12 protein-coding genes and 1 pseudogene are annotated in these 11,991 nt (G+C 68.1%); 9 read left to right on the plus strand and 4 right to left on the minus strand.

Going from position 1 to position 11,991, the window contains the following annotated elements; all coding sequences use genetic code 11:
* The first annotated feature begins 24 nt into the window (after nucleotides 1–24).
* Complete coding sequence (locus tag IEY91_RS31120) at nucleotides 25–1,464, plus strand: short-chain fatty acyl-CoA regulator family protein (protein ID WP_189176513.1); 1,440 nt, start codon at nucleotides 25–27, stop codon at nucleotides 1,462–1,464.
* A 134-nt stretch (nucleotides 1,465–1,598) separates the two neighbouring features.
* Here IEY91_RS31120 and IEY91_RS31125 read toward each other — a convergent pair whose 3' ends face one another.
* The 3 genes from IEY91_RS31125 to IEY91_RS31135 form a co-directional block, all read right to left on the minus strand.
* Complete coding sequence (locus IEY91_RS31125) at nucleotides 1,599–2,360, minus strand: glycoside hydrolase family 12 protein (RefSeq protein WP_189176514.1); 762 nt, start codon at nucleotides 2,358–2,360, stop codon at nucleotides 1,599–1,601.
* Nucleotides 2,361–2,719: 359 nt separating this feature from the next.
* Nucleotides 2,720–3,100, minus strand: coding sequence for a hypothetical protein (locus IEY91_RS31130; RefSeq protein ID WP_189176515.1), 381 nt, complete (start codon nucleotides 3,098–3,100; stop codon nucleotides 2,720–2,722).
* A gap of 120 nt (nucleotides 3,101–3,220) precedes the next feature.
* Nucleotides 3,221–4,120 carry a GNAT family N-acetyltransferase gene (locus IEY91_RS31135; RefSeq protein WP_189176516.1) on the minus strand — a complete coding sequence of 300 codons (900 nt, stop codon included), beginning with the start codon at nucleotides 4,118–4,120 and terminating at the stop codon, nucleotides 3,221–3,223.
* Nucleotides 4,121–4,307: 187 nt separating this feature from the next.
* Between IEY91_RS31135 and IEY91_RS31140 the strand changes: the two are divergent.
* Nucleotides 4,308–4,715 (plus strand): annotated as a pseudogene (locus IEY91_RS31140) (transposase); the annotation flags it as partial.
* 698 nt (nucleotides 4,716–5,413) lie between these two features.
* On the opposite strand, the gene IEY91_RS31145 reads toward IEY91_RS31140, so the two are convergent.
* Nucleotides 5,414–5,926 (minus strand): hypothetical protein, encoded by a 513-nt coding sequence (locus tag IEY91_RS31145; RefSeq protein WP_229697333.1) that lies wholly within the window; start codon nucleotides 5,924–5,926, stop codon nucleotides 5,414–5,416.
* Between the two features lie 227 nt (nucleotides 5,927–6,153).
* Here IEY91_RS31145 and IEY91_RS31150 point away from each other — a divergent pair, with 227 nt between their 5' ends.
* From IEY91_RS31150 to IEY91_RS31180, 7 genes are all read left to right on the plus strand, one after another.
* Nucleotides 6,154–6,414 carry a hypothetical protein gene (locus IEY91_RS31150; RefSeq protein ID WP_164327439.1) on the plus strand — a complete coding sequence of 87 codons (261 nt, stop codon included), beginning with the start codon at nucleotides 6,154–6,156 and terminating at the stop codon, nucleotides 6,412–6,414.
* Nucleotides 6,386–6,913, plus strand: a complete 528-nt coding sequence (locus IEY91_RS31155) for a DUF6879 family protein (RefSeq protein WP_189176517.1) — start codon at nucleotides 6,386–6,388, stop codon at nucleotides 6,911–6,913. Before IEY91_RS31150 ends, IEY91_RS31155 begins: the two co-directional genes overlap by 29 nt.
* Before the next feature lie 24 nt (nucleotides 6,914–6,937).
* Nucleotides 6,938–7,792: a helix-turn-helix domain-containing protein gene (locus tag IEY91_RS31160; RefSeq protein WP_189176518.1), complete on the plus strand. Its 855-nt coding sequence runs from the start codon at nucleotides 6,938–6,940 to the stop codon at nucleotides 7,790–7,792.
* 411 nt (nucleotides 7,793–8,203) lie between these two features.
* Nucleotides 8,204–8,437, plus strand: coding sequence for a hypothetical protein (locus tag IEY91_RS31165; RefSeq protein ID WP_164327442.1), 234 nt, complete (start codon nucleotides 8,204–8,206; stop codon nucleotides 8,435–8,437).
* Between the two features lie 249 nt (nucleotides 8,438–8,686).
* Entirely contained in the window at nucleotides 8,687–9,070 is a 384-nt protein-coding gene (locus IEY91_RS31170; RefSeq protein ID WP_189176519.1) for a VOC family protein, read from the plus strand.
* A 398-nt stretch (nucleotides 9,071–9,468) separates the two neighbouring features.
* Nucleotides 9,469–11,385, plus strand: a complete 1,917-nt coding sequence (locus IEY91_RS31175) for a twitch domain-containing radical SAM protein (protein WP_189176520.1) — start codon at nucleotides 9,469–9,471, stop codon at nucleotides 11,383–11,385.
* A gap of 33 nt (nucleotides 11,386–11,418) precedes the next feature.
* Complete coding sequence (locus tag IEY91_RS31180; RefSeq protein ID WP_189176521.1) at nucleotides 11,419–11,991, plus strand: hypothetical protein; 573 nt, start codon at nucleotides 11,419–11,421, stop codon at nucleotides 11,989–11,991.

Here is an 11,991-nt window from a genome sequence, read left to right on the forward strand (position 1 = left end):
GACGCGACCGGACAGGAGCCACGGGTGAGCAAGACGTACGCGGGCACGAGGCTGCGGCGGCTGCGCGAGGAGCGGCGCATGAGTCAGGCCGACCTGGCCCGCACCCTCGACATCTCGCCGAGCTACCTGAACCAGATGGAGCACGACTCCCGCCCGCTGACCGTGCCCGTACTGCTGCGCCTGACCGAGGCCTTCGGCATCGACCCGGGCTTCTTCTCCGAGCGCGACACCAGCCGCCTGGTGGCCGACCTGCGCGACGCGCTCACCGGCGAGGTCTCCGCGGGCCGCGTGTCCGCGACCGACCTCTCGGAGCTGGCCTCCCGCATGCCCGCCGTGGCGAAGGTCCTCGTCGACCTCGGCCGACGCAACCAGCACCTCACCGAACAGCTCTCCGAAGCCGCGGAGGGCCGCGGGCCGGGCACGGAGGCGCAGCCACGCTCCGCCCACGAGGAGATCCGCGAGTTCTTCTACCGCCGCCAGAACTACCTGCACGACACCGACCTCGCCGCCGAACAGCTCGCCGCGACCATCGGCATCCGCCCCGGCGAGGTCGTCCGCGCCCTGTCCGCCCGCCTGACCGAGCACCACGGGGTGCGCCTGGCCGCCGACTCCGACCTGCTCCTGCACCACTACGACCCGACGGCCCGCGTCCTGCACCTCTCCGGCCGCCTGCGCCCCGGCCAGCAGGCGTTCCGCATGGCCACCCAGCTCGCGCTGCTCGAGTACGCGGACGAGATCTCCGCGCTCGCCTCGGAGGACTTCGGGCCGGACTCCGCCGCCTGGCCGCTCGCCCGCATCGGCATCGCCAACTACTTCGCCGCCGCGCTGATCCTGCCGTACCGCCGCTTCCACACGGCCGCGGAGGAATTCCGGTACGACATCGAGCGGCTGACCGACCACTTCGGCCTCGGCTACGAGACCATCTGCCACCGCCTCAGCACGCTCCAGCGGCCCCGCCTGCGCGGCGTGCCCTTCTCCTTCGTGCGCGTGGACCGTGCGGGCAACATGTCCAAGCGCCAGTCCGCCAGCGCCTTCCACTTCTCCCGCGCCGGCGGCACCTGCCCGCTGTGGAACGTGTACGAGGCGTTCGCCGCCCCCGGCCGCATCCACGTCCAGGTCGCCGCCATGCCCGACGGGCAGCGCTATCTGTGGACCGCCCGCGCCGTCACCCGCCACCGCGGCGGCTGGGGCGAGCCCGGCAAGACCTTCGCCATCGGCCTCGGTTGCGAGATCCGCCACGCCACCCGCCTCGTCTACTCCGACGGCCTCGACCTCGACAACGTCTCAGCCGCCGTCCCCATCGGCATGGGCTGCCGCCTGTGCGAACGCACCGACTGCCCGCAACGGGCCGTGCCGCCCCTGGACCGCCGACTGGCGATCGACGAGAACAGCAGCACGTTCGTTCCCTATCCCGTGGCCCAGGCCGCGAAGGGGATCGACGAGACCCGCCGACACCCCGCCTGAATTCGAGGACTCCGCACACCTTGCCGCCGGACCTCGTCGTTCGAGGCCCGGCGGCAAGGTATGCGTTGGGGAATCGCTTCGGCGTTCGTCGCTATGCGCGGACGGAGTGCACTGTCATGTCGCGCGTATCGCGGCTAGATACTTGATCCGCCGCCGGAGGTGTTGTTCCACCAGGCGCTGTAGGAGTTCAGCGAGTACCGCTTCTGCACGCCGCTGGTCGAGGTGATCTCGAGGCCGAACTGCATCGTGTCGAAGGTGGTGTCGCGCAGGAGGTTCTGCGACGCGGCCCATCGCCAGACCGCCGAGGCGTCGATGCTGCCGGTGTTGGTCTGCTGGGCGGGGATGAGCTGCAGGACGTTCCAGCCGGGATCGACCTGCCAGACCGACGCGTAGAGGATGCCGCCGATGGTCACGTTGGACGCGATCTGCCTTCCCCAGCCGCCTGCCGTCCCGGACCAGCTGGTGAAGACCATGATCTCGTCCTGGTTGCCGGTCGACCAGAGGTCGCTCGTCCAGTTCCAGTGGTCACTGCCGGAGACGGGAGCCGACGACGTGTTGTACCAGAAGCCCGCCGAGTTCAACTGCGACAGCGGCGTCTGGGGCCGGACCGAGGTGTTCGGGTAGGACTTGATCCCGCCGCCGGAGTGGTTGGCGTCGACGTGCCAGGACTTGATGCTGTTGACGGTCTGGCACTGCGTTCCGTGGGTTTCGCCCCAGACGTTGTTGTAGATCGTCCAGGTGCCCTGGGTGTACTGACCCCACCGGTCGCAGGTGGAGTCCTGGGCCTGCGCCGGGGCCGTGAAGCTCAGTAACCCGGCGACCACGGCGACGATCAGGGCCAGTCGACCGAACCCGGCCGGCTTGCTGCTGCTGGATTTAAGGGCTTGCCATCTCATGTGTCCCTCCAAGGACGGCTATGGGTTGTTCCGGCCCCCCGCAGCATGCGGTGCTGCTCGCGATGATGGGTGGCTCGTGTCGTCGAGGTGGCGCGCTCAAGAACTGCGGGAACGGTGCTCGGTCCCCTTACTTCCAAGCACCGGGGTTGCCAGACGCAGGTACGAAGTGTCGAAGCGCTTGCGTCTGTGGACAGTAATGATGGGGCTTCTGAACAGCAAGGATCTGCGCAGGAAGACACACTTCTTTCACTGGCGGGCATCGATGTCGAAGCGCTTCGAAGAACATCGACCGCGGACTGCGCGAACTTCGGGGCTGCACAGGCCTACTTACCCTGTCCGCCGTCGCGACCGGGGACCGCTCAGAGTCGCGGCACCCTCGTACGCTCCAAGGCCTTGCGGGCGGCGAGATAGCCCGCGATCTTGAATGCCAGCTCGTGGGAGCCGAACGTATGGGCGCGGGCACGCCGCAGCACCACCCGGGTGGCGATCACGATTCCGTGCTCGGGCAGGCTCAGTTGCTCCTCGATCCCCGCGGCGGCGGCCGCGAAGAAGCGTGGCAGGTCCTCGGCAGGTTCGTACTCCACCGTCAGCCCTTGGGCCACCTCGAAGACGAAGCCGCCGGCCGCGGGCTCGAAGTCCACCGCGATCTCCGCGAAGTGCGGCGCGCAGTTCTGCTTCTGATGCAGCACGTGCACACCGCGGATCGGGTACGGCGGAAACCGGGGCGGCACTGACGTCATGCTGGAACGCTACCCCCTGCCGGGTGCCCCGCCTCGGCCGTCGGCCCTACCGGGCACTGGCAAGTGGTCCGGGCCTGCCCTCGGGACCGGACCGGACCACTCACCGCGTGCTACTCCTTGCTAGGCCGCTTGGCCCGCCGGGTGGAAGTTGATGCGTTCACGGACGACGGGGAAGCCGGCCTTGGTGAAGTTCGCGGCCATGGGGAAGTTGCCCCGGTCCGTCGCTCCGGTGACGAACTCCGCGCCCTGCTCGACGAGGTGGTGGGTGCACTCCGCGAGGAGGTCGTAGGCGTAGCCGCGACCGCGCTGTTCCGGGACGACTCCGATGAAGCCGATGGTCGGTCCTGAGGGGTTGTGGGCCGGGATGTGGATGCCGGCCAGGTCGCCCTGCGGCGTGCGCGCGATCTGCCACCACTCCCGTGGGGAGGGGCACCAGTGGAAGAAGTCGAGTTCCTCCTGGGCGGCTTGGTCGAGGCCGCCCTCCTTGATGGCCTTGAGCGCGTGGGCGTCCAGGGTGGTGGAGTGGATGCGGCGCAACGCGTCGAAGAACACGGTGTCGTCGGGTTCGGCGCCGAAGCGCAGGCGTCCGGGCCGCTCGGGCAGACCTCGCTCGGGGGTCCAGCGGTACAGGAAGCGTTCCACCAGGAGTTCGTACCCTGCGGCTCGTGCGGCGGCGAAGCGCGCCTCGGCGGCGGCGCGCAGGTCGGTCTTCTCCCTCCAGTCGCCGGGCAGGTTGATCTCGAGTTCGACCTGCCAGGGAGCGGAGCGCAGGAGTTCGGCCCCGGCCTCCTCCTCGCCCTCGGCCACGTCGAACCAGTTGATGTTGACGGGCTCCGAGTCGTCGGGGCCGCCCCACCACGCGCCGCGTGCGACGACCTCGCCGTCGCGCAGGGCGACGCGCTTCCAGTCGGTGCGGAACCGGGTACGCCGATGGCCTTCACGGGCGCCCAGGGGGTCGGGGAGTGCGTCGAAGAGATGAGCGTCGCGCGCGGAGAGCGCGCGGATGACCAGATCGGTCATGGATTCCTCCGGGATACAGGCTGCTTGGAGCGCTCCCGGTCAGAACTGACGAACCACGCCGGGACAGCGGAAGAGGGAGCGCTGAAAAGGTGTGAACTGCACGGCACTCGCCTCCTTCCATCCGTCTCAGGGCGTGAGCCACACAGTAGTGATCTCCCGCGCGTACGTCCACGGATTTCCGTGACATCAGCACTTGCTGTGCTGGGTGTCTTCCCGCCGCCCTTCCTGGAACGCCGGCGCCGTCCGTGACGACGTCCGTGAATATGTCGTCGAGCACCTCCACGACGATGCAGCGGTACTGGTCGCCGACGAGACCGGCGACGTGAAGAAGGGCACCGACACCGCCGGGATCCGACGCCAGTACACCGGCACCGCAGGACGGATCGAGATCTCCCGGGTCGCCGTCTGCCTCGTCTACGCCGACGCCCGGGAACACACGGCGGTGGATCGGGAGCTGTACGTCCCGCGCTCCTGGACAGGCGACCTCGACTGCTGCCGGGCGCCAGGGCTCGGCGAGGACACCGTCTTCGCGACCAAGCCGGAACTGGCCCGCACTACGATCGAACGATTCACGGTTGCCGGAGCGATGGGGGCGCACGCCTGAGCGTGAACTGCCGTGACACGCCTGTCGGTGCCGCTTGTCTGCCGAACACATGGAAAGCCGTCCGCCCGCCATCGGCAGAGGTCGGGACGGGCACACATCACACCGCCTCCGCCGATGGTGGGCACGGAATGGCGTGGACGTAGCTGAAGACCATGCTGGCGGAGCCGATCCACACGTGAGGCCGGACGGCTTCGGCGCCCATGGCCGTGCCGCAGTCCAGGCAGAAGATCGGCCGGAGCCCGGCTCGTTGCCGCGCGCCTTCGTGGGCGTGGCGGAGAGTCTGGGCGGTGTCGCACGGTGTGGTCTGGCAGATCGCGCAGTCTACCGTGTGGTCGTTCCAGTCCAGGTACGTGATCAGGGCGTGGCCCTGGATGTCGTAGCAGGAGGGGCAGGCGTGTGGGTGCCAGGTGTCGGCGCTGCCGAGGGCGACGCCTTTACCGGCGAGAAGCTCCTGCGGGCACAGCGAACACGCGGAGGAATTCGGCGACGTTGCGCCCGCTCACTGCGACGGCTCTGCGTCTGCGCGTCGGAGGCCTTCAGGGACGCCCACTGCGCCGCCGTCCAGGCCTTGCGCAGGCGCATGCCTTCGAGGCAGTCCGCGCGGACGTGGCTTTCGGGGCAGCGGCGCAGGTGCTCCGTGTAGGCCGCGTAGAGCTTTGTGATCTGGTCGTCGAGGTCGGACGTGGCGTTCACGGCTCGACCGTCCTCATGGTGTCGGCGAGTGTGAGGAGCGCACGCAGGCGGGTGGTGGAGCACAGGTTTCCAGGGCGGCGCGGGGGCACGACCCAGTGCGTGATCATCGAGAGGTTGCCGATGCGCGGGACGACGAGGAAGCTGCCCTTGCCGAGGCGTTGTTCCTCGCCGTGCCACTCGGCTTCTGGTGCCACGAGTACGTAGTAGTCGCCGCTGGATGCCCGGAGGTCGCGGACGACGGGTCCGCACAGCCAGTCGTCGAGGGCCGTGGCCACCGTCTTCGGGTTTTCGCTGCACACGGCGTCGTGAATGCGCTCGGCCGGGACGCGTACGGCGTCGAACCGTACGCCGAGGGGCAGCAGCGTGACGCCCCGGTTCGCCCACTCTGCCACTGCCTCGCGGGGGCTGGGATGCGCCCTGGCGAACCAGTCGGCGATGGCGCCGCGGTCCGGTGAGTGCTCCCGTGCGCTGCTTCCCGGGCCTGGTGCGGGGGCCGTACTCTCGGCCATGTCGACTCCCTCATAGTCGGCCACGCCCGGGGCCGGTGACACGGCCGCCTGGGTCTTTGCTGGAACCTTCGACGCCAGGAGCGCAGCGCGCAGCGTCGCTAGCAATGTGCAGATCTTTGCAACATGCTTCTGTTGCGCGGGCGTTGACAGCTTCGCGCCCTTGACTCCTCCGCCAGCGCGCGAAACGGTGACGCAAAGAACTGCAAGGCCCGTGGATGGAGGCTGACGTGCCACTACTGTTCGTCGGAATCGACCCAGCCACCGAGAAGGACAAGAGTCCCACCGTGTGGGTCGACCAGGAGAAGCAGGAAATCGTCTTCCAGGGCTGGAGGCCGGAACCCGAACTCGAAGCGGAGTGTGCCGCGTTCGAGTTGCCGGGCCACGCGAAAGGGATCCCCGACGACGAAGCCGTAGTCCGTATCCCAGCCAGGATGGTGCACATGGTCAGGGAGGCGTGCGATGCCGTCGAGCGCGCCGACGTTCGCTGAACTCCTCGCGGACTGCACGCGCTCCGCTATCCACCTGGAGATGCGGGACCAGTACGGCATCAGCGACGAGTCCGGCGCCTTCAGCACATGGCAAAGCACCGGCCAGCGCGACACGGATCCCGAGTCGGAGAACTGGGCACCCTGGGTCGACCTCATCTCCAGTGCGATCGCCCGCGGCGTCGCCGTGCGGCGAGCGCGCATCGTGTCCGAGCCGGTCACCGACTACATCCGGTGGGAGCACGCCGGAACGGTGGTCAACGTCGCAGCCGGTGAACAGGTGCGCTGGCTAACACGACGCCGCGCCTCGGACATCGCTCTGCCCGGCAACGACTTCTGGCTGTTCGACGACCGCCTGATCCGCTGGAACCACTTCACCGGCGACGGCGCTTGGGCGGGAGAGGAGTTCTCCGACGATCCGGCCGTGACCAAGCTGTGCGCCGACGCCTTCGAGGCTGTATGGGCGCGCGCCGTCCCTCACGAGCAGTACGAGATCCACTGACCGTACACACCGGTAGGCCAGCTCATGTCCTTCTCCCCGTCCTCGTCGGCCCAAGCCGCGCGCGAGACCGTCGCCGTACGGCTGCGTGGCCTCCGCAAGGAAGCGGGGCTGTCGATCGTTGAACTGGCCAGCCGCTGCGGGTGGCACTACTCCAAGACCTCCCGCATCGAGAACGCCCTCACCGGCCCCTCAACGACGGACATCCGCCGGTGGTGTGCCGCCGTGCAGGCCCCGGACCAGGCGCAGGGCTTGATCGTGCAGTCCCTCAACGCCGAGTCGATGTACAGGGAATGGCGTCACCAGGTACGCAGCGGGTTGAAGCACCTCCAGGACGGCCTGGTGCAGTTCTACCGGGAGACCGAGTGGTTCCGCGTGTACTCGTCCACGGTGGTCCCAGGCCTCTTGCAAACCGAGGGCTACGCGGCGGCGGTCCTGACCATCGCGGCCCGCTTCCACGACCGGCCCAGAGACGACATCGCGGAGGCGGCGCGCGCACGCATGGACCGGTCACGCGTCGTCCACGAGCCAGGCCACCGCTTCGTGTTCCTCCTAGAGGAGTCCGTACTCCGCTTCCAGATCGGGGACGCGGACGCGATGGCGGCCCAACTCGGCCATCTGCTGACCGTGGGCGCGCTGCCGACGGTGTCGCTCGGCATCGTCCCTATGGCGGCACGCGAGCGGGCGCAGTGGCCGGAGGAGACCTTCCACATCTACGACGACACGCTTGTATCCGTGGAGTTGGTGTCCGCCTCGGTGAACGTCACCCAGCCGTCCGAGATCGCCCTCTACTCGAAGACATTCGAGCGCTTGCGCAGCATGGCCGTGTACGGGGCGGACGCGCGGGCGCTGATTGTGAAGGCCATCGACGCCCTGCACTGACCCCGGGCATGACGAGGGCCTCCAGGTGCCGCAGGACGCGGCGGGAGTCATCCGACTCCACGACCGTCCAGAACGTCACCGCGAGGAGCCGCCCGTACCAGAACTCAGGAACGGCTCGGTCGGCGGCGACGGTGTCGATCCACGGTCGGTCGGAGACCTCCTCGTCCCACACCACGCGCAGGTAGGCGCCCCCGAGTGCGGCGCACAGTTCCCCGCCCTCCAACAGGGTGGGCTGGAGGCCTGACTTCATCAGGTCGTCGAGCCGCGCCTGGGTGGGAGTGCCGTCGGACACGAGCTTGGGCGGTTCGGAGAACAGCAGTCCGGACGAAGCGCGCGCGATGCCTCCGGCGAGCGGCACGTGTACGGGACCCAGGGCCAGGAGCCGCGCTGGCCCTGCCGGAAGAAGTCGCGATGGCGTTCCTCGCCTTCTTCCTGCCGGCGCCGGTTCGTGTCCTTCCCCTGTGCCTCATCGGGCCCGCGGGGATCGGTGCGGTCGTCACCGGCTTTGTCGACCTGCGCAGGATGCGGGGCCGGGAAGGGGCCGATCCCTACCGGGCGCGTACGGGTATCGCGCTCGGCACAGCGGCCATCGTGCTCCCGCTGGCCGTTCTCCTGTGGCTGCTCTGGGCGATGAGCCAGATCTAGGCGTAGGAGCCGCCACGCCTGAGCCGAGCTCACGGGGAGCACGACGGTCACCATGGAATGGACGCCCCCGTACGTGCAGGAGTGGGTGGAGCGGTTCCAGCGGTGCGAGCCGGGAGAAATGGGGCCTCATCGCGAGCACCCAGGCGCCAGCATCGTGACCGATGGTGCCGCGATGCGTCTGAGCTGTGTTCGCGATGGCCGGGCGCAATTCGGTGGCGTCCGGAGTGGATGTCAGGCAGGCTCGCGCGCATGGTTTCGGTGGTGCAGAACGTGGCGATCGACTGTGCGGATGCCTATGAGCTGGCCCGGTTCTGGAGCAGGGTGACTGACCGTCCACTGCATCCGGAGGACGGGCCGGGTGATCGGGAGACCCAGGTGCTGCTGGCGGAGGGCCCGGTGCTGCACTTCAACCAGGTGCCCGAGCCCAAGAAGATCAAGAACCGGGTCCATCTGTGCTTGCGCCCTGAGACCTCGCGTGAGCGTGAGGTGGAACGGCTGCTGGGCCTCGGCGCGACCTTGGTCACCGATCAGCGGAATCCCGATGGCTCTGGCTGGGCAGTCCTTGCCGACCCCGAAGGCAACGAATTCTGCGTTCTTCGCAGCGAGTCCGACCGAGCCGCGATGAATGCCTGACGCTCACGGGCCATCCTGGTCGGCCTTGTCCCGGATGGTGCAACGGATCCTGCGGTGACGCAGAGAGGCACGGTTCCCGCCATAGTCGTATAACCCGAACAACGCTCCTGATTCCAGTGCTTCGGAATAAGAAACGAGCCATTCCGGGGCGTGAGAATGGTCCACTGGCGATCAGGGAGTGGGGCGCGAGGACCATCATCTCCCGGGCGCTGCCCACGAGGTCGGCAGCGAAATCTGCTCACCCCTGTGGCGCGCGGTGTGGCTGGTCTTCGTCTGTGGGCATTTATTCGTCATGGCGGACGCTCGGATCCCTCCGCGAGAATGCCGTGCGACGAGGCTGGTTCGGGTTTCCCGGCCGACCGCTGACGTTCTTCATCTGCTACCCGCCGGGAGCCGTGATGAGTCAGAAGCCCGAGGACAGGACTCCGCTCTGCATCGCCCCCTTCGTCTCGCTGGCCGTCTGGGCCGATGGCGAGTCGGTCATCTGCTGTGAGGACAAGGGGCCGCAGGCCGGTCGTCTGGGCTTGGTCGACGACATGTCCGGCCTTGTCAACAGCGAGAAGATGCGTATCGCCCGCCGGCAGTTCCTGCGCGGTGAGGTGCCGGCGGGCTGCCGGGCATGCCTCGACGAGGCGACGCGCCAGCCGACCGTGCACACCTACTACCAGGAAAAATTCAACTGGCGGGATGTCGCGGAGGCCTACGACGAGACGACGGGCGACGTCAGCCGGACGCAGTATCTGTTGATCGCCCTCAGTAACCTCTGCACCTACAGCTGCCGAATGTGCTTCGACAAGCTCAGTACGCGGCTGAATTCGGACCGCCACCGAATGCTGGGCGTGGAGCCGGTCGGGTACCGGCGCAATGACATCGACAAGGTCATCAGCTTCATCCGGGCGAACCCGATCCGCATCGTCACGTTCCACGGCGGCAACCCCATCAACGAGCCCCGTTTCCTGGACGTGCTGAACGAGCTGTCGGACGATGTGTCCGTGGAGATCATCTCGAACGGTTCCACGCTGACCTCAGGAAACGTCGACATCCGCCCGTACCTGTCCCGATTTGGGCACGTTCATTTCAACATCAGCCTGGACGGCACACGGCGGGCAACCGAATACGTACGCATGCACAGCGACTTCGACGACGTGTTCCGCCATTTCACCGATATCAAGTCACTGCCCAACACGACCGTCAACCTGCACAACACGATCACCAACCTCAACCTCTTCGACCTGCCCGCGTACTACACGATGGCCCTGTCGGGGAAGTTCGCCGACGCCGACTCGATCTCCAGCTACATCGCCACAGTGCCGGCCGTCCACCGCATCTCCACGCTCCCGCCCGCGCTCCGGCAGCTGGCGCGCGAGCGCATCGAGGACTTTCTGCACGGGCTTGGCGACGCGGGTGGCACGACGCCGAAGGACGCGTACGACTACAAGGCGAACAACGCGCGGGCGTACGCGCGCAACGTCCTCCACCGGATCGACTCGGTTCCCTACTCCCCGCTCCTCTTCGCCGAGTTCCTGGACCTGACCCGCAGGACCGACGCGTTCTACGGCGTCGATCCGCTGCCGGAGTACAGCGATTACCTCGCGCCCGACGCGTCCGGAGCGCCCGACGTGTCCGATGCGTCCGGCTCATCGGGGCCGCCCCGCGCGAGCTCCGCACCCTCATCCGCGTCCCAGCCTGTCGCTTCCGATGCGGTGGCGGCGAAGGGAGTCGTCGTGTCGCACCCCGCCCCCGAGCCCGCCGAAGGCCTCCAGGTCCTCGCGGGCCCCTGCCCCTACGTCGGCCAGCGTTCCTTCCGGGTGTCCGAGTGCATTTACGCCTGGAACGCCGCGTACTTCCAGAACTGCACCGCCGTCACGGTACGGATCCAGCTCAACCCCGACGCGGGGATCAGCGCCGCCACGATGGCGACACTACGCACGACGTGGGAGACCGGCATCGAGAACAAGTGGAGCAACCACTTCGTCTGCGCCGGGCCCTACGGCACCTCCACCATCACCGTCGACGTGCAGTGGGTGACCTCCAGCCCCCACCACGTCGTCCGGGTACGCCAAGGCCCCGCCCAGAGCAACATGACGACGTGGGACACGTCCGACACCGGCGACGTCGCCGCGCACGAGTTCGGGCACATGCTCGGCAATCCGGACGAGTACACCGATGCGAACTGCCCGAGCCGCAACCCCGTCAACACGGGAACGGTCATGGACAACAACACCGGACCGGCGCTGCAGCGCCACGTCAACCGGATCTGTGTCTCGGCTCCACTCGCGGCCGAGGTCTTCTCGATCGGCCTGGATCTCATCTAGGCCCGACCGCTTCACGACGAGGACGAGGACGACATGAGGGTAACCATCGAATCCTTTACGCGGCCCGACGTCGAGCGCATGAGGGCCGCGGTCGCACGGCTGGCCGGTGGGCCGGCGGGCGATCAAGAGGGCGCTGCTGCCGACGATGTGACGTTCGACCTGTACATCTTCGGGGGCTGCCCGGGGCAGCGGGTCGAGTTCCGGGCCTCGGTCCCTTCCGGGGGCCAGGCCGAGGTGACCCACGTGGACGAGCTGCGGGACGTCGACGAACGGTTCTCGGAGGCGGTTCGCCCCGAGGAACTGGCGGCCCTGGCAGGGCAGTTGGACGTCGCGTCCCTGATGGAGCTCCCGTCGAACGCGGACGAGGGGTACGTGCCGGACTCGCTCGTCGGCTCGGTCGCCATCACGTCGGCGAACGCCCGGATCACGCTGTGGTTCCCCGTCGAGGACGAGGATCCCCCGGAGGACGACGAGGTGGCCATGAGGATCGACCGGGGGCAGGTCCCGTTCGTACTGCGCGCCTCGATGGCTCCCGCGAGCGTCCGCCCGGCCTTCGCCCAGTTGGCGGAGGTCGTCAACCGGCTCACCGGCCGCGCGCAGCTCTGA

It is taken from the genome of Streptomyces lasiicapitis (assembly GCF_014646335.1).
In the GTDB taxonomy this organism is placed as follows: Bacteria; Actinomycetota; Actinomycetes; order Streptomycetales; family Streptomycetaceae; genus Streptomyces; species Streptomyces lasiicapitis.